The sequence below is a fragment of the Actinomadura syzygii genome, from assembly GCF_008085905.1.
Taxonomy (GTDB): Bacteria; Actinomycetota; Actinomycetes; order Streptosporangiales; family Streptosporangiaceae; genus Spirillospora; species Spirillospora syzygii.
In genome coordinates this window covers 16,950-40,350 of record NZ_VSFF01000010.1, presented here as the reverse complement: position 1 = coordinate 40,350, position 23,401 = coordinate 16,950, and the positions used below count along the sequence as shown (strand labels likewise).

Sequence of the window (23,401 nt, the reverse complement as noted above, 5' to 3'; positions counted from 1 at the left end):
CTCTAGATCAACAGAACGGTCACGGCAGGGTGAGGATTTCGTGGCCGTCCTCGGTCACCAGCAGCGTGTGCTCGAACTGCGCGGTGCGCCTGCGGTCCTTCGTCACGACCGTCCAGCCGTCCTGCCAGATGTCGTAGTCGTGGGTGCCGAGCGTCAGCATCGGCTCGACGGTGAACGTCATCCCCGCCTCGATGACCGTCGTCGCGCTCGGGTCGTCGAAGTGCGGGACGACCAGGCCCGAGTGGAACGTCGTGCCGATCCCGTGGCCGGTGAAGTCGCGCACGACCCCGTACCCGAACCGCTTGGCGTAGGACTCGATGACCCGTCCGATCACGTTCAGCCGACGGCCCGGCCTCGCCGCGCGGATGCCGCGCATCATCGCCTCGTGGGTCCGCTCGACCAGCAGCCGCGACTCCTCGTCGACGTCGCCGCAGAGGAACGTCGCGTCGGTGTCGCCGTGCACCCCGCCGATGTAGGCGGTGATGTCGACGTTGATGATGTCGCCGTCGCGCAGGACGGTGTCGTCCGGGATGCCGTGGCAGATCACCTCGTTGATCGAGGTGCACAGCGACTTCGGGAACCCCCGGTAGCCCAGCGTGGACGGATAGGCGCCGTGGTCGAGCATGAACTCGTGGCCGACGGCGTCCAGTTCGTCGGTCGTGACGCCGGGCCGGACGTGCTTGCCGACCTCCTCCAGCGCCTGCCCGGCGATCTTCCCGGCCACCCGCATCCGCTCGATGATCTCGGGTGACTTGACGTCGGGCTCGCCGGTCTTCGGGCGCTTCTTCCCCACGTACTCGGGGCGCGGGATGCTCGACGGCACCTTGCGCATGGGGGAGACGTTGCCGGGCCGGAGAAGCTGGGTCGTCATAGTGATGGAGTGTAGTCAGCGCGCTCACGGCAACGAATCCCGTGCCGAGAGCCGGATCGAGAGGAGTGCCGATGGCCGGTGACGACGGCGACTGGTGGTTCTGCCTGAAGCACATGAGGGTCGAGCACGGGCCCGGCTGCCCCGACAAGGACCGGATGGGCCCCTACGGGTCGGAGACCGCCGCCGCGGGCGCGCTCGCCCTGGCGCGCGAGCGCAACGAGGCATGGCGCAAACAGGAAGGCGACGATTGAGTCAGGGCTGATCGACGACGGGCCCGGTCACCGCGTCCAGGAGTCTGGCGAGGCGGTGCCGGAGCCCGCGCGGCGCCTTCCCCCGCTCCTCCCCGGCCGCCGCGCTGACGAGGTGCTGCGCCCCGTCGAAGGAGATCAGCGCCTCCTCCGGCGGGACGGTCAGCGCCTCGTGCGCGAGGCCCCGCAGGTCCTTGTCGCCGCCCTCCAGCGCGAGGACGGTCGCGCCGACGCGGCGGGCGTCGTCCACCCGCTCCAGCAGCGGGACGGGCGCGTCCTCCGCGGCGACGACGAACAGCGTCTCCCCGCGCCGCGCCGCCTCCAGCCGCTCCAGCCCGACCCGCAGGTGCGGCGGCGCGTCGGCGGGCGGCGTCCAGCGGACCAGGGTCGGCGCGAGGCCGGGGACGGCGGCGAGACGGCTCTCGTCGTCCAGGTGCGCGGCGAGGTGCCACGGGTCGTCGCCGGGCGTGCCGACGAGCAGCAGGCCGCCCGGCGTCCGGGACGTGACCCGCAGCGCCCGGCCGAACTCCCGGGTCCGCTCCAGCCAGCCGGTGGCCGACAGCACCTCACGCAACATGACGATCTGCTCGGCGTCCACGGCCACCATGGTGCCTCAGCGGCCGCGTGGAACAAGGTTGTTTTACGCACGCCGATCCACCCCGTGCCCGAACCCCGCCGCGCGGCCGCCGCGGACCCGCCTGGCAGACTCGGCGGCATGACTGAGCAGCGGAAGACGCCCTACGACCTCCCCGACGTGACCGGCCTGTCGATCGGGATCCTCGGCGGCACCGGAGACCAGGGCAAGGGCCTCGCCCGCCGGTTCGCGCTCGCCGGGCACCGCGTGACGATCGGGTCCCGCCGGGCCGAGCGCGCCCAGGCCGCCGCCGACGAGCTGGCCGCGGGCGGCGAGCTGCCGGTGTCCGGGGCGGAGAACCCGGTCGCCGCCAGCGGCTCCGACGTCGTGATCGTCGCGGTGCCGTGGGACGGCCACAAGGCCACGCTCGAGTCGCTGCGCACGGAACTCGCCGGGAAGGTCGTCGTCGACTGCGTGAACCCGCTCGGCTTCGAGAAGGGCAAGGGCGCGTTCGCGCTGCCGGTCGAGGAGGGCAGCGCCGCCCAGCAGGCCGCCGCCGTCCTGCCGGACAGCCGCGTCGTCGCCGCGTTCCACCACGTGTCCGCCAAGCTGCTGCTCGACCCCGAGGTGGACGGGATGGAGCTGGACGTGCTCGTCCTCGGCGACGACCGGGAGGCGACCGACCTCGTCCAGGCGCTCGCCGGCCGCATCCCCGGCATGCGCGGCGTCTACGGCGGACGCCTGCACAACGCCCACCAGGTCGAGGCGTTCACCGCGAACCTGATCTCGATCAACCGGCGCTACAAGGCGCACGCCGGGCTGCGCGTCACCGACGTCTGATCCGGCCGGGGACTCACTGGGGACTCGGCGGGACGAAGGCGCCCGCACGGCCGCGCCGGGGCGAGGAGCGGCCGTGCGGGCGGTCGCCGTCCCGCCGCCCGGGGTGGACCGGCGGCGGGACGTCGAGAGGCTCCGCTCGGTCAGCTGTAGGAGTGCTCGGGGGCGGGGTAGGCGCCGCTGACGACCTCGTCGGCGTAGCTGCGCGCGGCCTCGCTGAGCAGCGTGTTCATGTCGGCGAACTTCTTCACGAACTTCGCGGTGCGCGGGGTGAGCCCGGCCATGTCCTGCCAGACGAGCACCTGCGCGTCGGTCTGGTTGCCGCCGCCGATCCCGATCGTCGGGATGGACAGCGACGAGGTGACCCGCGCGGCGAGGTCCTCCGGCACGCACTCCAGGACCATGGAGAACGCGCCCGCGGCCTCCAGCGCCTTGGCGTCCGCCATCAGCTCCTCGCCGTCCTGGCCGCGGCCCTGCACCCGGTAGCCGCCGAAGACGTTCACCGACTGGGGGGTGAGGCCGAGGTGGCCCATCACCGGGATGCCGGCGGCGACCATCGCCTCGACCTGCGGGACGATCCGCCGCCCGCCCTCCAGCTTGACCGCGTGCGCGCCGGTCTCCTTCAGGAACCGGGTGGCGGCGGCGAGGGCCTCGGGGACGCCCGTCTGGTAGGAGCCGAACGGCAGGTCGGCGACCACCATCGCGCGCTTGGACCCGCGGACGACGGCCGCGGTGAGCGGGATCAGGTCGTCCACGGTGACCGGGATGGTCGAGTCGTAGCCGTACACCACCATCGCGGCGGAGTCGCCGACGAGCAGCACGGGGATCCCGGCCTCGTCGAAGATCCGCGCGGTCATCGCGTCGTAGGCGGTGAGCATCGGCCACTTCTCGTGCCGCGCCTTCGCGGCGGCGATGTCGCGTACGGTGACCCTTCGTCCGCTGGTACCGCCGTAGAGTGCGGTCGGCTGCGCGGGGGGCGCGACAGAAGAAGACATGCGAGAACCTCCGGTCTTGAGGCGCCACGGTGGCGTACCCAGACGAGACCGATCGTGCCACTTAGGGAACGATTCGGAAAGGCCCCGCCATTCCCGGATCGGACGGGCGCGCAGGCCCGCGCTGGCGCGCGAGTGCCCGGAATGTGGCCGGGGGAGGCATATACCGGTCGGATTTCGACGTGGTAGGTGTGATCTTCTCCCCTTGAAACCGTGTCATGCCTCATACTGTCGCTGGGTAGTGCTGAGACGACCGGCTGTCTGGGAGCGCGTCAGGTGAGATCCGTGATGGCGCCGCGAGGCGATGCGCCCGCCACCGATTCAGCGTCCCGGACCCTAGTCCTGGGCATCGACGGAACGCGGCGGATCGTGCAATGCGGCCCGAACGCCAGGGCCGTCCTCGGCCGCGCCCCCGAGGAGCTGATCGGCCGTCCGGCCACCGAGCTGGTCGGGGACGAGGCCAAGGCCGAGCTCGAGGCGCTGCTGGAGGCGAGCGACGCGGGCCAGGAGCGCACCGGCGTGCTGACCGTGCTGCGCGGCGACTCCTCGACCACCGAGGCGGTGGTCACCGCGCAGCCCCTGGTCGGCGGCGACGAGGCGAGCACGCGCTCGGCGCTGCTGTTCGTCCGCGTGGCGCTGCCGCCGAGCGAGCGCTACCAGGACCCGGCCCTCATGCGCCGCGCCCTGATGGACGACCAGCTCACCCGGTTCGGCGCGTCCCTCGACCTCGACCAGTCCGCGCGCGGCCTCGTGGAGGTCGTCGTCCCGCACTACTGCAACGCCGCGTCGGTGCTGGTGCTGGAGAGCCTGGTCGCCGCCGACGAGGTGCACGCCGAGTCCGGCTCGGCGGTGCTGCGCCGCATCGCGGTCACCTCCGACGACGGCAACGCCGCCTGGACGTCCACGTTCCCGGTCGGCGAGGTGCTGGTGTTCCCGGAGGGGACGCCGTACCGCCAGGTCATGGACACGGCCCGGCCCGTCCACCTGCCGCACATCGACCTCGACTCGGCGTCCGAGATCGGCCGGCTGTGGCGGCGCGGCCCGGCGGGCGAGCTGCTGTCCAACGTGTCGATGGTGCTGCTGCCGATGATCGCCCGCGACACGCTGCTCGGCTTCATCGCCTGCACCCGCGTCCCAGGCTTCCGCAAGTTCGACGCCTACGACGTCGAGATCGGCATGGAGTTCGCGGCCCGCGCCGCCATCGTGATCGACAACGCCCGGCTGTTCAGCCGGGAACGCGCCACGGCGCTCGCGCTCCAGCGCAGCCTGCTGCCGAACCGGCTGTCCGCGCCGTCCTCGGTCGAGGTCCGGCACCGCTACCTGCCGGGCAGCAAGCTCGTCGAGGTCGGCGGCGACTGGTACGAGTCGATCGCGCTGCCCGGCGCCCGCGTCGCCCTCATCGTCGGCGACGTCGCCGGGCACGGCGTCCGCGCCGCCGTCACCATGGGGCGGCTCCGCACCGCCCTGCACACGCTCGCCAACCTGGAGCTGCCGCCCGCCGACGCCCTGCACGTCATGCACGAGCTGATGATCGAGCTCGGCGAGCAGGAGCCGCACTTCGCGACCTGCGTCTACGCGGTGTACGACGCGACCACCGGCACGATCGAGATCGCGTCCGCCGGGCACCTGCCGCCGCTGCTCGCCGGGCCGAACGGCGACAACGAGTACCTCAAGGTCCCGCCCGCCCCGCCGCTCGGCGTCGCCGGCGGCGCCGCGATCGAGAGCCGCGAGTTCACCGTCGAGGACGGCAGCCTCTTCGTCATCTACACCGACGGCCTGGTCGAGAACCGGGGCCGCGACATCGACGACGGCCTCGCCCGGCTGCAGCGGATCTTCGGCCCCGACTCCGTCGACCACTCCATGGAGGACCTCGCGAAGGCCACCCTCGCCGGGGTGTACGCCGACCAGCACCGCGACGACATCGCCGTCCTGATCGCCCGGCTCCGCCGCCTCCCCGAGGACCGCTACGCCTCCTGGACGCTGCCCGCCGACCCGGCGGCCGTCCGCCGCGCCCGCGGCCTCGTCCGGTCCCGCCTTGAGGAATGGGGCCTGGAGGAGCTCGACTACACGACCGAGCTGCTGGCGTCCGAGCTGATCACGAACGCGCTGCGGTACGCGCCCGGCCCCATCGAACTGCGCCTGCTCCTGGAGCGGACGCTCGTATGCGAGGTCCTGGACCGGTCCGCCGCGCTGCCCCGGCTGCGCCGCGCCGAGGACGACGACGAGAACGGCCGCGGCCTCCTCGTCGTCAGCCAGCTCGCGCACCGCTGGGGCACCCGCCGCACCGCCGCCGGCAAGGTCGTGTGGTGCGAGCAGGTCGTCCCCGGCGTCGACCCGGACGCCTCCGAGATCGTCCAGGGCTGGCCCGGCGAGACCTGGCCCGGCGAGAGCCACCACAGGGAGTAGCCCAGGGGGGCGACCCCCTGGAACCCCCGTTGCGGCGCAGGCGATCCTCACGCCGCCGTTTCGGGCTGTCTTGCCTGTGCGGGTGTGTGTGGCGTCGCTGCGGTCGCCTGCGCCGTCGGGTCGTGCGGCCTCCGGCGCTGGGGCGCCTCCGGCCGCACGACCCGTGGCGAGGGCTGAGGTCACGCCCCGGCGGGGCTAGCGTTCGCGCCAGGCGTTGGTGATGGGGAGGCGGCGGTCGCGGCCGAAGTTCTTCGGCGTGATCTTCGGGCCGGGCGGGTACTGGCGGCGCTTGTACTCGGCGATGTCGACCAGGCGGATGACGCGGTCGACGAGGGCGGGGTCGTGCCCGGCGGCGAGGAGGGCGGCGCGGCCCATGTCGCGTTCGACGTAGTCGGTGAGAAGCGGGTCGAGGACGTCGTACTCCGGCAGGCTGTCCACGTCGCGCTGGCCGGGGCGCAGCTCGGCGGACGGCTCCTTCCGGATGATCGCCTCCGGGATCGGCTCCTCGGCGAACGGGTGCAGGAACGGCGACGACCTCCCCGCCTGGGTGTTGCGCCAGCGGGCCAGCTCCCAGACGGTGAGCTTGAAGACGTCCTTGATCGGGCCGAAGCCGCCCGCCGAGTCGCCGTAGAGGGTGGAGTAGCCGGTGGCCAGCTCGCTCTTGTTGCCGCCGGTCAGGACGAGGTGCCCGTGCTCGTTCGACATGGCCATCCACACGTTGGCGCGGATCCGGGCCTGGAGGTTCTCGGCGGCGAGCCCGTGCAGGTCGAGCTGCTCCTCGAACGCCTCGACCATGCGCGCGATGGGGACGGTCCGCGCGTTCAGCCCCTGCCGCTTGACGAGCTCCTCGGCGTCGATGACGGAGCCTTCGGAGGAGTAGCGGCTCGGCAGCAGGATGACGTGCACGTTCTCCGGGCCGATGGCGTCGGACGCGAGCGTCGCGACGAGCGCGGAGTCGATCCCGCCGGACAGGCCGAGCACCACCGAGCGGAACCCGTTCTTGCGGACGTAGTCGCGCGTCCCGAGGACGAGCGCCCCGTACACCTCGGCCAGGTCGTCGAGGGGCTCGGCGACGGTCTGCGGCTCGACCGGGTAGGCGGGCAGCGGGTCGGGCGACAGGACGAGCCGGTCGACGGTGATCGTCGTGCCGTCCAGGGCGTCGACCGGGGTGCGGCCCGGTTCGGCGGACGGGTCGGCAGCGGGCAGCGCGAGGTCGGCCACGAGGAGGTGCTCGGTGAACTGGGGCGAGCGGGCGAGCGGCGTGCCGTCCGCGCCGACGATGACGGAGTCGCCGTCGAAGACCAGTTCGTCCTGGCCGCCGACCATGTTGACGTAGGCGAGGGCGCAGCCCGCCTCGCGGGCGCGCCGGGCGCACAGGTCGAGGCGGACGTCGTCCTTGTTCCGCTCGTACGGGGACGCGTTCAGCGCGAGCAGCAGCCCGGCCCCGGCGGCACCGGTGACGCTGACCGGGCCGCCGTCCTGCCAGAGGTCCTCGCAGACGACGGTCGCGACGTCGACGCCGTGCACCCGGACGACGGGCAGCCGGTCGCCGCGCACGAAGATCCGGTACTCGTCGAACACGCCGTAGTTCGGGAGGTGGTGCTTGGCCGAGCGGACCAGCACCTCGCCGCCGTGCAGCCAGGCGGCGGCGTCCAGCGGCGCCCCGGCGGGCTGTCCGGAGCGGACGAGGCCGACCGAGCGGCGGTCGAGGTAGCCGGTGACGACCGGCAGGTCGCCGAGGCCCTCGTCGGCGAGCCGCCGGGCGAGCGCCGCGAGGGCCCGCTGGGACGCCTCGACGAACGACGCGCGGAGCGCGAGGTCCTCGACCGGGTAGCCGGTCAGCGCCATCTCGGGGAAGGCGACCAGGTGCGCGCCCGCGCCCGCGGCGCGCCGCGTCCACTGCACGATCTTGTCGGCGTTGCCGCCGAGGTCGCCGACGGTCGGGTTCACCTGCGCGAGCGCGATCCTGAGCTGTGCCACGGTCCAAGGATAGATCGCCGGAACCGGTTTCGTCACTCTGACGAAAAGTCGACCTGCAGCGCGATGGCGCGGCGCCGCCGGATCGCGGGGCCGAGCGCGGCCACCCCGGCCGCCGCGGCGACGGCGAGGCCCGCGCAGGTCAGCCACAGCGCGGGCGCGCCGCCGAGGCCGAGCAGCTGGGTGCCGCCGAGCGGGGCCAGCAGGAAGCCGCCCGACCACGCCATCCCGTACAGGCCGCTGTAGCGTCCGCGCAGGTCGGCCGGGGCGAGGTCGGCGACGACCGCCTGCAGCACGGACGCCGCGGTGATCTCCCCGAGCGTCCACACGAGGACCGTCAGGGTGTACCCGACCGTGGACGACGCCAGCGACGTCAGCCCGTAGCCGATCCCGACGCCGACGAACCCGCAGGCCAGCACGAGGCTGTGGTCGCGCCGCGCCAGCCAGGCGTTGACCAGCGGCTGGACGATGATGATCAGTACCCCGTTGGCGGCGAACGCGATCCCGTAGTCCTGCGGGCCGAGGCCGTCCTCGCGCATGGCGAGCGGCATCGTCGTCAGCCCCTGCATGAGGACGAACGTGTACACGAGCGAGGTCAGCACGTACCCGACCATGACCCGGTCGCGCAGGACGCGCCCGAACCCGGCGAACGCCCCGGCGGCGGCGCGGCCGTCCCGCACCCCCGTCTCGGGGATGGCCCGCCAGACCAGCAGCCCGAACGAGGCGCAGGTCAGGGCGTCGATCCAGAACAGCCAGAGGAAGCCCTGCTGGGCGAGCGTCCCGCCGAGGACCATCGCGAAGGCCCAGCCGAGGTTGATCGCCCAGAACAGCAGCCCGAACGCGCGCGGCCGGTCGGCGGGGGAGATGATGTCGGCGACCATCGCCTGCGCCGCGGGCCGGTACATGTCCAGCAGGACGCCGAGCAGCAGCGCCGCCGCGACGATCGCGGCGATCCCCTGCGCGTAGCCGAGGATCAGCATGGCCGCGCCGGTGCCGACGGTCGCGCAGGTCAGCGTGGCGCGGCGGCCGATCCGGTCGGCGAGCACGCCGCCGAGGAGCGTCCCGCCGAGCGAGCCGGCGCCGAGCACCGCCATGACGAGCCCCGCCTGCGCGAGCGACAGCCCGCGGACGGTCGTGAGGTAGAGGCCGAGGAAGGGCTCGACCATGGTGCCGAGCCGGTTGAGGAGCGTGCCCGCCCAGAGTGTCCAGAACGTCCGGGGGAAGCCGCCGACGCGGGGACGCAGGAACGCCGCGAACCGTCCGGGAGGGGCGACGGGGGAGCCGTCCAGAGTGGTCACCCGCCGATCGTCCGCGCTGCGGACGGCCCGCGGTAATCATTTAGCCTGGGCTAAATGATCGGGTCGAAATGATCGAGTTCGTGTTCGCCCCGGACGACGTGGCGCGCGTCCGGTTCGCGTTCTCGCCGCTGTGGGAGATGGTGCGCAGCCTGCGGGTGCTCGCCGACCCGTCCGGGCACGCGCTGCACCTGCCGTGGGTGCACGCCGTCCGGCCCCGGCTGCGCGGCCTCGACATGGAGCCGCTGCGCGAGCTCGTCCGGCCCGCCGGGTACATCCCCGACTTCCTGACGCCGCCGCCGTCCGGTCCGCTGCCCGACCTGGACGCGGAGCTGGCCGTCGTCGGCGCCACGCCGCCGGAGGTCGTCGCGGACGAGCTGAGCTGGACGGAGCGCGGCGGCGTGCCCTCGCCCGCGCGCCGCTCGATGGCCGCCGACCCGGGGCGGACCCTGGAGACGACCGACGCGCTGCTGCGGGCCTACTGGGCGGCGGCCGTCGAGCCGTTCTGGCCGCGCGTCCGCGACCTGCTCGAAGGGGACGTCCTGCGGCGCACGGCCGCGCTCGCCGCCGCGGGCGCGGCGGGCGTGTTCGGCGACCTGCACGACGCGGTGTCCTGGCGGTCCGGGACGCTCAGCATCGACCGGCACTGGCACTGGCGCGGCGAGCTCGGCGGGCGGGGGCTGCTCCTCGTGCCGAGCGCGTTCGTCTGGCCGCAGGTCTCGGTGATGGTGCCGCCCTACCAGGCCATGCTCAGCTACCCGCCGAACGGCGTCGCGACGCTGTGGGAGGCGCCGGGCCGCGCGTCCGGACCCGGCGGCGACCCGCTCGCCGCGCTGATCGGCCGCCGCCGCGCCGAGCTGCTCGCCGCGCTCGCGACGCCCGCGTCCACGACGGAGCTGGCGCGCCGGATGGGCGTGACGGCCGGGGCGGTCAGCCAGCACCTCGGCGTCCTGCGCGCGTGCGGGCTGGTCAACGGGCACCGGCTGGGGCGCCGCGTCCTCTACGTCCGCACCCCGGAGGGCGACGCGCTCGCGAGCCGGGCGGCGGACCGGTCAGCGGAGTGAGGCGAGGGCGTCCAGGCGCAGCGGCTCGGGGCCGGTGCCGGGCTGGTAGCGGCCGGACTCGGCGAGCCAGTCGAGGTGGGCGCGCGGCGTGTCCAGCAGGACCTTGACGACCTGTGCGGCGGCGGCGCGCTGCGCGACGGTCAGCTCCAGCCGGTCGAGCATGTCGGGGAGGCGGCGGGCGGCCGTCCAGGCGTCCTCCAGCCGGTCGGCGATCCGGTCCGCGACGAGGGCGGCGGCGCGCGGCGCGTCCAGCCCGTGCGCGGCGGCGAGGACGGCGGGCAGGTCGTGCACGTCGCCGCGGTCGGCCTCCAGGTCGTGCGAGGCGAGGTCGTTGGACCAGGCGACGGCGTCGGCGACGCTGTCGGCGAGCGTCTTCCACCGCGGGGTGCGCAGCAGCCGCGCGGGCAGCTCGACGCCGAGCACCGGCTCGGCGAGGTGGTACAGGAACGGGCCGCACGCGCGGCGGCGCAGCGACCCGAACTCGGCCTCCGCCGGGACGTGCCTGATCCGCCGGTTCACCGACTCCTCGGCGCAGCCGTCCCGGTGCGCCTCCAGCTGCAGCATGAACCGGCGGCGCCACTCGCGGCTCATGTCCGCGGCCGTCTCGGCCCACAGCTCCACGAGCGCGGCCTCCAGCGGACGCGCCCCGGGCCGCGCGTGGCCGCGCCGCATCGCCCGCGTCAGGTCGTCGTAGAGCGCGTGGACGCCGCTGCCGCTGACCGCGAGCGGCGGGTGGTCGAGCGCGTCGTCGAGCGCGAGCGCCCAGGTCAGCCAGCGGGCGAACAGCTCGACCGCGCCGAGCTCGGCGGTCGGGAACACGCGGACGGCGAGCCGCTCGCAGCGCGCCCGGCCGAGGGGCGAGGTGTCGGGGTCCCCGAGCACGAGGCCCCGGCCGCGCGCCCAGGTCTCCACCCGCGCGCCCAGCCGCCACGACTCGGGATGCATCGCGGACGGGCCGGCCAGCCCGCTCACCCGGTCGGTCATCGAGAGAAGAAGAGAGATGTCCACGACGCGACCCACGTTAATGATCACCGCGTTCGGGGCGCATGATCGGCACGTCAATTTTCGGGAAACCAGGGGACGGGCACTGTCAGGAGGGGTGCCGCCCCGGCCACTGTCGCGGCCGGAACCGCCATGTCATGATCAGGAAAAACGCTCCCCCAGGAGGACACCGTGTCCAGCGGGACCATGTCCAGGAAGACCCCGTCCGGAAAGACCGCGTCCAGGAAGACCTCCTTCAGAAGAACCGCGCGCTGGGCGCCGGCGGCCGGACTCGCGGCCCTGGCGCTGACCGCCACGGCGTGCGGCGGAGACGACGGCGCGACCGTGCAGGGCGTGAAGCTCATCGAGAAGGGCGCGCTGACCTCGTGCACGCACCTGCCCTACCCGCCGTTCCAGTCCGAGGACAAGAAGACCGGCAAGGTCGTCGGCTTCGACGTCGACGTCATCGACCTCGTCGCCAAGCGGCTCGGCGTCACGCAGAAGGTCGTCGACACGCCGTTCGAGACGATGAAGACGGGCTCGGCGCTGAACGCCGGGAAGTGCGACATCCAGATGGGCGGGATGACGATCAAGCCGGACCGCACCCGGTTCATGGACGTCTCCGACCCGTACTTCGACGCCACCCAGTCACTCATGGCGAAGAAGGGCAGCGGCGTCAGGTCGCTGGACGACGTCAAGGCGAAGAAGCTCAAACTCGGCTCGCAGGCGAGCACCACCGGTGAGGAGTTCGTCCGGGGCAAGGGCTTCGACCCGCGCTCGTTCGACAACTCCAATGCCGAGTTGGACGGGCTGCGCACCGGCCAGGTCGCCGTGATCGTCCAGGACGACCCGGTCGTGCGCGGCTGGCTCAAGGACCCGGCGAACTCGTCGTTCGAGCTCGTCGCCAACCTCAACACCGGTGAGCAGTACGGGATGTGGATGCGTAAGGGCCACAACCCGGCGCTGGTCAAGCTGACCAACCAGGTGATCGCGCAGGCCAGGTCGGACGGCTCGTACAAGCGGATCTACGAGAAGTGGATCGGCCCGATGCCGCCGGCGGCGGGCGGCGGCTCGTGACGGCCGAGGCCGAGCCCGAAGCCGGGCCCGCCGGCGCGGGCGGGCTGTCCAGGCGGCGCCGCAGGCAGGTGTCGCTCGGCGGGCAGTACGGGCTGTTCGCCGCCGTCGTCGTGCTGGTCGCGGCGTTCGCCGACTGGGGGAAGCTGCGGGTCAACTTCGCCAACTGGGACGTCGCCAAGAGCCTGTTCCCCGACATCATCACGATCGGGCTGCGCAACACCGCCGTCTACACGGCGGTCGGGTTCGGCATCGGGCTCGCGGGCGGGCTGGTCGTGGCGCTGATGCGGCTGTCGTCCGTCCCGCCGTACCGGTGGTTCGCGACCGTCTACATCGAGGTGTTCCGCGGCCTCCCGCTGCTGCTGATCTTCATCTTCGTGGGCGTCGGCGTGCCGCTGGCCTTCCCCGGGACGAACGTCCCGGGCGGCGCGGCCGGGCAGGCGGGCCTCGCGCTCGGCCTCGCCGCGACCGCGTACCTGGCCGAGACGATCCGCGCCGGGATCGAGGCCGTGCCGAGAGGGCAGATGGAGGCGGCGCGGTCGCTCGGCATGTCGTACCCGACGGCGATGCGGTCGATCGTCATCCCGCAGGCGTTCCGGATCGTCATCCCGCCGCTGACCAACCAGCTCGTCCTGCTCTGCAAGGACTCCTCGCTCGTGCTGTTCCTCGGCATCACGCTGGAGCAGCGGGAGCTGACGAAGTTCGGCCGCGACCTCGCCGGGGACGAGGGCAACACCACGCCGATCATCGTGGCGGGGATCTGCTACCTGCTCATCACGATCCCGCTGAGCCTGCTGGCCCGGCGGCTGGAGGCCCGGCAGCGTGAGGCCCGATGAACGGAGCGAGGCGGCCATGACGAAGCCGGACAAGACGAAGCCGGACAAGACGAAGCTGGACAGTGCGCCGCAGGACGACGTGCCGGTGAGCGCGATCGACATCAGCGGGCTGCGCAAGGCGTTCGGGGCGAACGAGGTGCTGCGCGGCATCGACCTCCGCGTCGGGGCGGGCGAGGTGGTGTGCGTCATCGGCCCGTCCGGGTCGGGGAAGTCGACGCTGCTGCGCTGCGTGAACCTGCTGGAGGAGCCGTCCGCCGGAACGGTCCGCGTCGCCGGGGCCGAGATCACCGACCCGGACGTCGACATCGACGCCGTCCGCCGCCGGATCGGCATGGTGTTCCAGTCGTTCAACCTGTTCCCGCACCTGACGGCGGTCGGCAACGTCGAGATCGCGCAGCGGAAGGTGCTGCGGCGCGGCAGGGCGGAGGCGCGGCGCGTCGCGCTGGAGAACCTGGAGCGGGTGGGCCTCGCCGACAAGGTCGGCGCGTACCCGGCGCAGCTCTCCGGCGGGCAGCGGCAGCGCGTGGCGATCGCCCGCGCGCTGGCGATGGGCCCGTCGGTGATGCTGTTCGACGAGCCGACGTCCGCGCTGGACCCGGAGCTGGTCGGCGACGTCCTCGGCGTCATGCGCGGCCTGGCCGAGACGGGGATGACCATGCTCGTCGTCACCCACGAGATGGGCTTCGCCCGCGAGGTCGCCGACCGGGTGGCGTTCATGGACGGCGGCCTCGTCGTCGAGGAGGGCCCGCCCGCCCGGGTGATCGACGACCCGTCCCACGAGCGGACCCGGACGTTCCTGTCCCGCGTCCTCGATCCGGCGGCGGCGCGCGTCGGGGAGGGAGAGTAGTCGGATATGTTCCGGTCAGCGCCGTCCGGGGACGGCGCCGCGCGCGTAACGTCCCGGTAACAGCGACCGGGCATACTGCGTGGTAGCAGGGCAGCGTCGAGGGAGAAGGCTTTGGACCGTCAGCAGGAGTTCGTGCTCCGCACGCTGGAGGAGCGCGACATCCGCTTCATCCGGCTGTGGTTCACCGACGTGCTCGGGTTCCTCAAGTCGGTGGCCGTCGCGCCCGCCGAGCTGGAGGGCGCCTTCGGCGAGGGCATCGGGTTCGACGGGTCGGCCATCGAGGGCTTCGCCCGGGTGTACGAGGCCGACATGATCGCCAAGCCGGACCCGTCCACGTTCCAGGTGCTGCCGTGGCGGTCGGAGTCGCCCGGCGTCGGACGCATGTTCTGCGACATCCTCATGCCGGACGGCACGCCGAGCTTCGCCGACCCGCGCTACGTCCTCAAGCGCGCGCTGGCCCGCGCCGCCGACCTCGGGTTCACCTTCTACACCCACCCCGAGATCGAGTTCTTCCTGCTCAACGACAAGCCGGAGGACGGCCGCGAGCCCGAGCCGGCGGACGCGGGCGGCTACTTCGACCACACCCCGCACTCGGCCGCGCACGACTTCCGCCGCAACGCGATCACGATGCTGGAGGCGATGGGCATCTCGGTGGAGTTCAGCCACCACGAGGGCGCCCCCGGCCAGCAGGAGATCGACCTCCGGTACGCCGACGCGCTCACCACCGCCGACAACATCATGACCTTCCGGCTGGTGATGAAGGAGGTCGCGCTGGAGCAGGGCGTGTTCGCCTCGTTCATGCCGAAGCCGTTCACCGAGCACCCCGGCTCCGGCATGCACACGCACATGTCGCTGTTCGAGGGCGACCGCAACGCCTTCTACGAGCCGGGCGCGGAGTACAAGCTGTCCAAGGCGGGGCGGGCGTTCATCGCGGGCCTGCTGCGCCACTCCGCGGAGATCACCGCCGTGTGCAACCAGTGGGTCAACTCCTACAAGCGGCTGTGGGGGAACGTCGGGTCCGCGGCGGGCGCCGGGGGAGAGGCCCCGTCGTTCATCTGCTGGGGGCACAACAACCGGTCGGCGCTCGTCCGGGTGCCGATGTACAAGCCGCACAAGGGGCACTCGACGCGCATCGAGTTCCGGTCGCTGGACACGGCCGCGAACCCCTACCTCGCGTTCGCGGCGATCCTCGGCGCCGGGCTGAAGGGCATCGAGGAGGGCTACGAGCTGCCGCCCGGGGCGGAGGACGACGTCTGGGCGCTCACCGTCGCCGAGCGCCGCGCCCTCGGCATAGAGCCGCTCCCGCAGAACCTCGACGAGGCGATACACGCGATGGAGCGGAGCGAGCTGATGGCCGACATCCTCGGCGAGCACGTCTTCGACTTCTTCCTGCGCAACAAGAGGCAGGAGTGGGAGGACTACCGCCGCCAGGTGACCGAGTTCGAGCGCAAGCGGCTGCTCGCCGTCCTCTGACCGGGGCGTCCGGTCTACGGTGGAGCGGTGACCGGGTCCCGGACTCCAGAACGCCGCTCGTCCCTCGCCGGACGGCTGGCGAGGCTCGGCTTCACCGCCGCCGCCCGCGCGGAGCGGCTGCTGCTGGACGCCGAGCGCGGCGGCTTCGCGCCCGGCGACGACCTCCTCGACGCGCTCGGCGGCACCGCCGACCCCGACCTCGCGCTGCACGGGCTGCTCCGGCTGTTCGAGGCCGCCGACGCGCACGGCGTCGGCGCCGAGCTGCGGGACGCGCTGCGCGCCGAGCCCGGGACGCGGGAGCGGCTGACCGCCGTCCTCGGGGTGAGCGCGGCGCTCGGCGACCACCTCGCGCGGCATCCGGGGCACTGGGAGGTGCTGCGCGACGGCCGCGACGGGCCCGCCGGGAACCCCCGCTTCGACCTGCTCTCGGCGGTCGGCGCCGACCCGACGGCGGCGGAGCCGGTGGCGTCCGGGCACGGGCCCGAGACGCTTGTCGCGCTGCGCGTCGCGTACCGCAGGCGGCTCCTCGCCCTCGCCGGCCGCGACCTGATCGGCGTCGCCGACGTCGCGGACGTCGCCGCCGAGCTGGCCGACCTCGCCGCCGCCGCGCTGGAGGCGGGCCTCGCGGTCGGCCGCGCCGAGGTCCCCGAGCACCGGACGTGCCGGCTCGCCGTGATCGGCATGGGCAAGTGCGGGGCGCGGGAGCTGAACTACGTCAGCGACGTCGACGTGATCTTCGTGGCGGAAGCGCGGGACGGCGCGGACGGCGCGGGCGAGGACGCGGCCCTGCGCACCGCGACGCGGCTGGCGTCGGCGATGATGCGGGCCTGCTCGTCCTCGACGGAGGAGGGCGCGCTCTGGGAGGTGGACGCGGCGCTGCGCCCCGAGGGGAAGGCGGGGCCGCTCGTCCGGACGCTCGCGAGCCACCGCGCCTACTACGGGCGGTGGGCCAAGACGTGGGAGTTCCAAGCGCTGCTGAAGGCCCGTCCCGTCGCGGGCGACTCGGGCCTCGGCGCCCGCTACCTCGACGCGATCACCCCGATCGTGTGGGACGCGGCCGAGGGTGAGAGCTTCGTCGAGGACGTCCAGGCCATGCGCCGCCGCGTGGAGACCGACCTGAACCAGCGCACCGCCGACTCCGAGCGGCAGCTCAAGCTCGGGCCGGGCGGGCTGCGGGACGTGGAGTTCGCCGTCCAGCTCCTCCAGCTCGTGCACGGCCGGGCCGACGCGACGCTCCGCGCCCGCGCCACCCTGGACGCGCTCGCCGACCTGTCCCGGGGCGGCTACGTCGGGCGCGACGACGCGGCGGCGCTGGCGTCGGCGTACCGGTTCCTGCGCCGGGTGGAGCACCTCGTCCAGCTGCACCGGCTGCGGCGGACCCACCTCGTCCCGGACGACGAGGCCGACCTGCGCCGCCTCGGCCGCGCGCTCGGGCTGCGCACCGACCCGGTGGGGGAGTTCACCGCGCTGTGGCGGCGGCACGCCCGCGAGGTCCGCCGCATCCACGAGAAGCTGTTCTACCGTCCGCTGCTGCGGGCCGTGGCGCGGCTGCCGGGGGAGGAGGCGCGGCTGACGCCGGAGGCGGCCCGCGCGCGGCTGGAGGCGCTCGGCTACGCCGACCCGGCGGGCGCGCTCCGCCACATCGAGGCGCTGACGGCGGGCGTGTCGCGGCGCGCCGCGATCCAGCGGACGCTGCTGCCGGTCATGCTCGGCTGGTTCGCCGACGCCCCCGACCCGGACGCGGGCCTGCTCGGGTTCCGGCAGGTCAGCGACGCGCTCGGCACCACCCCCTGGTACCTGCGGCTGCTCCGGGACGAGGTGACCGTCGCCGAGCGGATGGCCTGGGTCCTCGGCTCCAGCCGCTACGCGACGGACCTGCTGCTGCGCGCCCCGGAGGCGGTCGCGATGCTCGGCAGCGACGGCGACCTGTCCCCGCGACCGGCCGCGGGCCTGCGCGCCGAGCTGCTGGCGGCGGTCCGGCGGCACACCCAGGGCGGCTCCGGAAACGCGCCGCAGGGGCGGATGGAGGAGGCGGCCGGGGTGGTGCGGGCGCTGCGGCGGCGGGAGCTGTTCCGGGTGGCGGTCGCCGACCTGCTCGGCCTCGCCGACGTCCGGACGGTCGGCGAGGCCCTCACCGACATCGCCGCCGGGGCCGTCGAGGCGGCGCTGCTCGCCGCCGTCCACAAGATCGAGACGGCGTCGGGGGCGCCGCTGCCCACCCGGATGGCCGTCGTCGCGATGGGCCGGTTCGGCGGGCACGAGCTCGGCTACGGCAGCGACGCCGACGTCATGTTCGTCCACGACCCGGTGCCCGGCGCGGACGAGACCGCCGCCGGGCGCGCCGCGCACGCCGTGGCGGAGGAGCTGCGCCGCCTGCTCGCGCTGCCCGCGCCCGACCCGCCGCTGGAGATCGACCCGAACCTGCGCCCGGAGGGGCGGCAGGGGCCGCTCGTCCGGACGCTCGCGTCCTACGCCGCCTACTACGCGCGCTGGTCGGAGCCGTGGGAGGCGCAGGCGCTGCTGCGCGCCGACCCGCTGATCGGCGACCCGGGGCTGCGCGAGCGGTTCCGCGCCGTGATCGACCCGGTCCGCTGGCCGGAGGACGGCATCGGCGAGGACGCCGTCCGGCAGATCAGGCGGCTGAAGGCGCGGATGGAGTCGGAGCGGCTGCCCCGAGGAGCCGACCGGCGGCTGCACACCAAACTCGGGCCCGGCGGTCTCGCGGACGTGGAGTGGGTCGTCCAGCTACTGCAGCTCCAGCACGCCCACGCGGTGCCGGGGCTGCGCACCACCCGCACCCTGGACGCCCTCGACGCGGCGGCCGCCGCCGAACTCCTGGACGGCGAGGACGCGGCCGTCCTCGCCGAGGCGTGGCGGCTCGCGACCCGCATCCGGGGCGCGGTCATGCTGGTGCGGGGCCGCGCGTCCGACCTGCTGCCGAGCGACCACCACCGGGAGCGCAGCGCGGTCGGCCGCGTCCTCGGCTACCCGAGTCCGGGAGACCTGCTGGAGGACCACCGGCGGCACACGCGGCGCGCCCGCGCCGTCGTCGACCGCGTGTTCTACGGCGCCGAGTAGATCGCCGGGCCGACCACGGGACGGGCTAGCAGCCGGAGCGGGTGGCGCCGCCGGTGGCGGCCGAGCCGGGGCTCGCCTTGCCCGGACGGGCGCCCGTGCTCCGCCGGGTGCGCTGGGCGATGCGGTCCGAGACGCGGGCCCGCGCCAGGAGAAGTGGCGCCGGGCACCTCTCGTAGAGGATCCAGGAGACCAGGAGCGAGCCGCCGATCAGCGCGATCCCGGCGACGGCGTCCAGCACGTAGTGGTTCGCCGTGGACAGGATCACGAACACGGTCGTCACGGGATAGAGCGCTCCGAGCGCCTTGGCCCATTTCTGCGACGCCAGCTTCACCAGGATGAGGCCGCACCACAGCGACCAGCCCGCGTGCATGGACGGCATCGCCGCGTACTGGTTGGTGAGGCTCCCGGACGCGTCGCTCGCGTACAGGCCGAGGGAGTGCAGCGCGGTCACCGGGTCGACGAAGCCCTCGCTGTGCAGGAAGCGCGGCGGGGCCAGCGGGTACAGCCAGAACCCGATCAGCGCCACGCCGGTGGCGAGCATGATCGACGTGCGGAGCCACCGGTAGTGCCGCGGGCGGTACCGGTACAGCCAGACGACCACGACGAGCGTCACGGCGAAGTGCATCGTGGCGTAGAAGATGTTCGCGGTGCGCGCGAGCCACGGCACGCCGAGGAGCGTCTGGTTGAGGTGCAGCTCGACGTCCAGCCCCAGGAACCGCTCGGCGCGCAGGATCTGGTCGGCGTGCGCGAACGCGGGCCCGGTGCCGTCCTGGACCAGGACGATGCGCGTCAGCGTGTAGCCCGTATAGAACAGCACGACGAGGAGAAGCTCACGCCACACCGGAGGCGCGGTGAGCAAGCGGCGCCGCATCGTCGCGGCCGGCTTGCGCCGCTCGCCGGACCCGGCCTGGTGGGCCTGGTCTCGGCGGGCTGCTGGGGGGGCGGATTGAGCCATGCTACCTATCTTTGCCGCTGGGCCCCCTCGATGAGATCACCGCGACGAATGGTCTTCATCTCAGCCTTGAGTAGTACGACCCTGATGCGGTATCCGAACTTTCGGGGGAGAGCCCGAGGGACACATCCCTCTCCGCTCCTACCCCCGGCGCGGACCCTTATGTAGTTGATCAGGAGTCAGCATAGGAGGCGCTGGGTAGATCACGATCGCCCCCCGTGAGATGAACGGGGGGACGAATGGGGCACTTCACGGCGATACCCGGCATTGTGGCCGTCGGTATCGGCGCCCTGGCCGCATCCGGTCTGGCCGCGGGGGCCTCCGGATCGGGCGATCGGCTTGCGGCGGCGCGCGAAACGGTACCGCGCGACACAGTTCCGGGCGAGACGGTTCCCAGCGGCACGGTTTCGAACGGCGCGGGTTCCAACGGCGCGGGTTCGATCGCTGTGGGTCCGCGCGGTGTTGTTCCGCCGCCGATGATCGTCCCGCCGTTGAAGTGGACGCGCTGCAAGGGCCTGCCCCGTCCCGCCCCCGGGACCAGGGCCCCGCGCGGCGGATTCCGCTGCGCGACCCTGGACGTCCCCCTCGACTACGCCCGGCAGTCCGCCGAGAAGATCGGGATCGCGCTGGTCAAGGCGCCCGCCGCGGACCAGCGGCGGCAGCTCGGCTCACTGCTGTTCAACTTCGGCGGCCCCGGCGGCGACGGCGTCGACACCCTCGCCCAGGTCGCGGGCGAGTACGCCGACCTCGGCGCCCGCTACGACCTGGTCGGCTTCGACCCGCGCGGCGTCGGCCGCAGCGCCCCCGTCCGCTGCGCCGGATCCCGGACGCTGGACGACCTTTTCGCCCGCGACGACAGCCCCGACACCCCCGCCGAGGAGAAGGCGTACGCCGACGGCCGCGCCGCCTTCACCCGCGGCTGCGCGACCCACTCCGGCAGGCTCCTGCCCCACGTCGGCACGGTGAACGCGGCCCGCGACATGGACCTGATCCGCGCCGCCCTCGGCGAGGAGCGCCTCAACTACTTCGGGATCTCCTACGGCACCTGGCTCGGCGGCAACTACGCGCACCAGTTCCCGGGACGGGTCGGCCGGGCCGTCCTCGACGGGGCCGTCGACACCGGGCTGCGCTCCGCCGACCTCGCGCTCCAGCAGGCCGCCGGGTTCGAGCACGCGCTCCGCGACTTCGGCGCGGCCTGCGCGCGGCTCGGCCCGAAGGACTGCCCGCTCGGGGCGGACGGCCCGTCCGTCGTCGCGTCGACGCGGCGGATCCTGGCGGGGCTCGACGCCAAGCCGCTGCGGACGTCCGGGCGCCGCCGCCACCTCACCCAGAGCCTCGGGACGGCCGGCGTCGCCGCCGGGCTCTACTCCAAGGAGGCGTGGCCGTACCTCGCGCAGGGCCTCGTCGACGCGGTCAAGCGCCGCGACGGGTCGCTCCTGCTCATGCTCGCCGACGTCCAGAACGGCCGCCGCGAGAACGGCGCCTACACCGGCCTGACCTCCGCGAACACCGCGATCACCTGCGCGGACGGCACCGACCGCTACACCCCGGCCGACGTCCGGCGGCTGCTGCCGAGGTTCCGCGCCGCCGCGCCGGTCTTCGGCGCGTCCGCGGCCTGGGGCCTGCTCCAGTGCACCGGCTGGCCGGTGCGGGGCGACGACGCGGCCCGCGAGGTGGCCGCCCCGGCGGCGGCGCCGATCCTCGTCGTCGGCAACACCGGCGACCCCGCCACCCCGTACGCGTGGGCGGCGGCGCTCACCCGGAGGCTCGGCGGGCGCGCGACGCTCCTCACCCTCAGGGGGGAGGGGCACGGCGCCTACGACACCGGCGATCCGTGCGTCCGCCGGAACGTGCACGCCTATCTCCTCCAGGGGACCGTCCCGGCCGCCGGGACGACCTGCGGCTGAGGCCCGTCCCCGCCACCCGGGGGCGGGGAGCTTTGGCAACATCTGCCTCTTGATCAAGTCGTTGGCATGGCCTGGTCTAGACCAATGAGTCGAGGAGGAGGCTGATGATGAACGGCGGCCGAACCATCGTGTCCATCGCCGCGGCCGCGGCGCTCGCGCTGGCGTTCGCCGCGCCGGTCCGCGCGCAGCCGGTCCGCGCGCAGGCGCCGCCGGGGCCGGCGCGGGGCTGCGACCCGGACGCGCAGCTCGCCCGGATGACCGACGCGGAGAAGGTCGGCCAGATGGTCATGGCCGTCACCGAGGACGCGCCGGACGGCATGCCGTCCGAGCACACCCGCACCGCCATCCAGGATCTCAAGATCGGCTCGGTCATCACGTCCGAGCCGCGCACGCCCGGCCTCGCCGCCCGCTACGCGAACCGGATCCAGGACTGGGCGGCGGGCACCCGGCTCGGGCTGCCGCTGCTCGTCTCCGGCGACTTCGAGTTCGGCACCACGCACAACGTCCGCGAGGGGACGACCCCGCTGCCGAACGCGATGGGCCTCGGCGCGGCCCGCGACCCCGGGCTCGCCCGCGAGGCCGCGGTGATCACCTCGGCGGAGGCCCGCGCGATGGGCTTCCACTGGAACTACGCCCCCGTGTCGGACGTGAACACGAACCCCGCCAACCCGATCATCGGCGTCCGGTCCTTCGGCGAGCGGACCGACCTCGTCGCCGGGCTCGCGGAGGCGCAGGTCCGCGCCTACCGCGCGGCCGGGATGATCGCCACGCCGAAGCACTTCCCCGGACACGGCGACACCGAGTTCGACAGCCACCTGGAGCTGCCCGCCGTCACCTACGACCGGGCGACGCTCGAAAGCGTCCACCTGCCGCCGTTCGCGCGCGGCATCGCGGCCGGGGCCGACGCGATCATGACGGCGCACGTCATCGTCAAGGCGATCGACCCGGACCTGCCCGCCACGCTCTCCCGCAAGGTGCTGACCGGGCTGCTCCGCGAGCAGATGGGCTTCCGCGGCCTGATCGTCACCGACGCCATGGACATGGACGCGATCGCCAAGCACTGGGGCACCCGCCAGGCCACCGTGATGGCGGTCGAGGCCGGGGCCGACGTGATCATGTCGACCGGCGACTACACCGCGCACGTCGAGGCGGTCGGCGCCCTCGCCGACGCCCTCCGCGACGGCTCGCTGAGCCGGACCCGGGTGGACGAGTCCGTCCGCCGCGTCCTCGCGCTCAAGTGCAAGTACAAGGTGGCAGAGCACCGCTACGCCGACCCGCGGCTGGCGGAGAAGGTGTCCGGGAACTCGGCCTTCCAGCGGCGCGCCCTCAAGATGGGCCTCGCCGCGACGACGCTGGTCAAGAACGAGGGCCGGGTCCTGCCGTTCGAGCGGGACGACGCGGAGCGGACGCTCGTCGCGGGCGTCGTCCAGACCCCCGTGTTCGCCGACGAGATCGCCAAGGTCGCGGACGGGCCGGTGGAGAGCTGGCAGGCCGCGACCACGAACCCGACGGACGCCGAGATCGCCGAGGCCGTCCGGCGCGCCGGATCCGCCGACCGGGTCGTCGTGGCGACGTACTCGTCCGGGAAGCTGCCCGCCGGGCAGGCCAGGCTGGTCGAGGCGCTGCGGGCGACCGGGAAGCCGGTGGCGGCGGTCGCGATCGGGCTGCCGTACGACATCGCCTCGTATCCGGACGTCCCCGCCTACATCGCCACCTACGGGACCACGGCACGGACGCAGCGGATCGACCTGACCATGCACAAGGCCGCCGCCCGGGTCCTGTTCGGCGAGCAGCCCGGTGGACGCCTCCCGGTCACGATCAAGGGCCTCTACCCGTACGGGCACGGCCTCCGCTACTGACCGCCCATCCGGGCGCGCCCGTTTGGGTGCGCCGATCCGGGTGCGCCGATCCGGGTGCGCCGATCCGAGTGTGCCGGTCCGGGTGCGCCGCCCCCTGACCGGCGCACCCGGGCCGTCCCGGAGGCCCACA

At 73.7% G+C, this 23,401-nt stretch carries 18 protein-coding genes; 11 read left to right on the top strand and 7 right to left on the bottom strand.

All coding sequences use genetic code 11. From position 1 onward, the window contains the following. Positions 1–19: 19 nt before the first annotated feature. Entirely contained in the window at positions 20–871 is an 852-nt protein-coding gene (gene map, locus FXF65_RS25555) for a type I methionyl aminopeptidase (RefSeq protein ID WP_148352581.1), read from the bottom strand. A gap of 71 nt (positions 872–942) precedes the next feature. On the opposite strand from map, the gene FXF65_RS25550 reads away from it, so the two are divergent. Next, positions 943–1,122 (top strand): hypothetical protein, encoded by a 180-nt coding sequence (locus FXF65_RS25550; protein WP_148352580.1) that lies wholly within the window; start codon positions 943–945, stop codon positions 1,120–1,122. Between the two features lies 1 nt (position 1,123). On the opposite strand, the gene FXF65_RS25545 is transcribed toward FXF65_RS25550, so the two are convergent. After that, complete coding sequence (locus tag FXF65_RS25545) at positions 1,124–1,726, bottom strand: hypothetical protein (protein WP_148352579.1); 603 nt, start codon at positions 1,724–1,726, stop codon at positions 1,124–1,126. Positions 1,727–1,834: 108 nt separating this feature from the next. On the opposite strand from FXF65_RS25545, the gene npdG reads away from it, so the two are divergent. Continuing rightward, positions 1,835–2,533, top strand: coding sequence for an NADPH-dependent F420 reductase (gene npdG / locus FXF65_RS25540; protein ID WP_148352578.1), 699 nt, complete (start codon positions 1,835–1,837; stop codon positions 2,531–2,533). A gap of 140 nt (positions 2,534–2,673) precedes the next feature. On the opposite strand, the gene panB is transcribed toward npdG, so the two are convergent. After that, entirely contained in the window at positions 2,674–3,525 is an 852-nt protein-coding gene (gene panB, locus FXF65_RS25535; protein WP_148352577.1) for a 3-methyl-2-oxobutanoate hydroxymethyltransferase, read from the bottom strand. A gap of 285 nt (positions 3,526–3,810) precedes the next feature. On the opposite strand from panB, the gene FXF65_RS25530 reads away from it, so the two are divergent. Further along, a complete protein-coding gene (locus FXF65_RS25530; RefSeq protein WP_148352977.1) occupies positions 3,811–5,928 on the top strand; it encodes a SpoIIE family protein phosphatase in 2,118 nt (705 codons plus the stop codon). A 195-nt stretch (positions 5,929–6,123) separates the two neighbouring features. On the opposite strand, the gene FXF65_RS25525 is transcribed toward FXF65_RS25530, so the two are convergent. Then, entirely contained in the window at positions 6,124–7,908 is a 1,785-nt protein-coding gene (locus tag FXF65_RS25525; protein WP_148352576.1) for an NAD+ synthase, read from the bottom strand. Positions 7,909–7,940: 32 nt separating this feature from the next. Next, complete coding sequence (locus FXF65_RS25520; RefSeq protein ID WP_148352575.1) at positions 7,941–9,203, bottom strand: MDR family MFS transporter; 1,263 nt, start codon at positions 9,201–9,203, stop codon at positions 7,941–7,943. A 68-nt stretch (positions 9,204–9,271) separates the two neighbouring features. Between FXF65_RS25520 and FXF65_RS25515 the strand changes: the two genes are divergently transcribed. Continuing rightward, positions 9,272–10,264: a DUF5937 family protein gene (locus FXF65_RS25515; protein WP_148352574.1), complete on the top strand. Its 993-nt coding sequence runs from the start codon at positions 9,272–9,274 to the stop codon at positions 10,262–10,264. Here FXF65_RS25515 and FXF65_RS43935 read toward each other — a convergent pair. Next, a complete protein-coding gene (locus tag FXF65_RS43935) occupies positions 10,253–11,248 on the bottom strand; it encodes a terpene synthase family protein (protein WP_246199093.1) in 996 nt (331 codons plus the stop codon). The two genes, FXF65_RS25515 and FXF65_RS43935, sit on opposite strands and share 12 nt — an antisense overlap. Before the next feature lie 204 nt (positions 11,249–11,452). On the opposite strand from FXF65_RS43935, the gene FXF65_RS25505 reads away from it, so the two are divergent. The 5 genes from FXF65_RS25505 to FXF65_RS25485 all read left to right on the top strand — a co-directional run bounded on the left by FXF65_RS25505 (position 11,453) and on the right by FXF65_RS25485 (position 18,553). Further along, a complete protein-coding gene (locus FXF65_RS25505; protein ID WP_148352976.1) occupies positions 11,453–12,322 on the top strand; it encodes a substrate-binding periplasmic protein in 870 nt (289 codons plus the stop codon). Continuing rightward, the gene (locus FXF65_RS25500) at positions 12,280–13,155 is read left to right on the top strand and encodes an amino acid ABC transporter permease (RefSeq protein ID WP_148352573.1); all 876 of its coding nucleotides are present in this window, start codon (positions 12,280–12,282) and stop codon (positions 13,153–13,155) included. Before FXF65_RS25505 ends, FXF65_RS25500 begins: the two co-directional genes overlap by 43 nt. Before the next feature lie 16 nt (positions 13,156–13,171). Continuing rightward, the gene (locus tag FXF65_RS25495) at positions 13,172–14,002 is read left to right on the top strand and encodes an amino acid ABC transporter ATP-binding protein (RefSeq protein ID WP_148352572.1); all 831 of its coding nucleotides are present in this window, start codon (positions 13,172–13,174) and stop codon (positions 14,000–14,002) included. Between the two features lie 111 nt (positions 14,003–14,113). Then, positions 14,114–15,475, top strand: a complete 1,362-nt coding sequence (gene glnA, locus FXF65_RS25490; protein ID WP_148352571.1) for a type I glutamate--ammonia ligase — start codon at positions 14,114–14,116, stop codon at positions 15,473–15,475. Between the two features lie 27 nt (positions 15,476–15,502). Then, a complete protein-coding gene (locus tag FXF65_RS25485; protein ID WP_148352570.1) occupies positions 15,503–18,553 on the top strand; it encodes a bifunctional [glutamine synthetase] adenylyltransferase/[glutamine synthetase]-adenylyl-L-tyrosine phosphorylase in 3,051 nt (1,016 codons plus the stop codon). Between the two features lie 25 nt (positions 18,554–18,578). Here FXF65_RS25485 and FXF65_RS25480 read toward each other — a convergent pair whose 3' ends face one another. Then, positions 18,579–19,508 (bottom strand): phosphatase PAP2 family protein, encoded by a 930-nt coding sequence (locus FXF65_RS25480; protein WP_246199092.1) that lies wholly within the window; start codon positions 19,506–19,508, stop codon positions 18,579–18,581. A 488-nt stretch (positions 19,509–19,996) separates the two neighbouring features. On the opposite strand from FXF65_RS25480, the gene FXF65_RS25475 reads away from it, so the two are divergent. Together FXF65_RS25475 and FXF65_RS25470 are read left to right on the top strand one after the other, a co-directional pair. Beyond that, positions 19,997–21,412 carry an alpha/beta hydrolase gene (locus FXF65_RS25475; protein WP_187412501.1) on the top strand — a complete coding sequence of 472 codons (1,416 nt, stop codon included), beginning with the start codon at positions 19,997–19,999 and terminating at the stop codon, positions 21,410–21,412. Between the two features lie 107 nt (positions 21,413–21,519). Continuing rightward, the gene (locus FXF65_RS25470; protein ID WP_187412500.1) at positions 21,520–23,271 is read left to right on the top strand and encodes a glycoside hydrolase family 3 protein; all 1,752 of its coding nucleotides are present in this window, start codon (positions 21,520–21,522) and stop codon (positions 23,269–23,271) included. Positions 23,272–23,401: the final 130 nt, after the last annotated feature.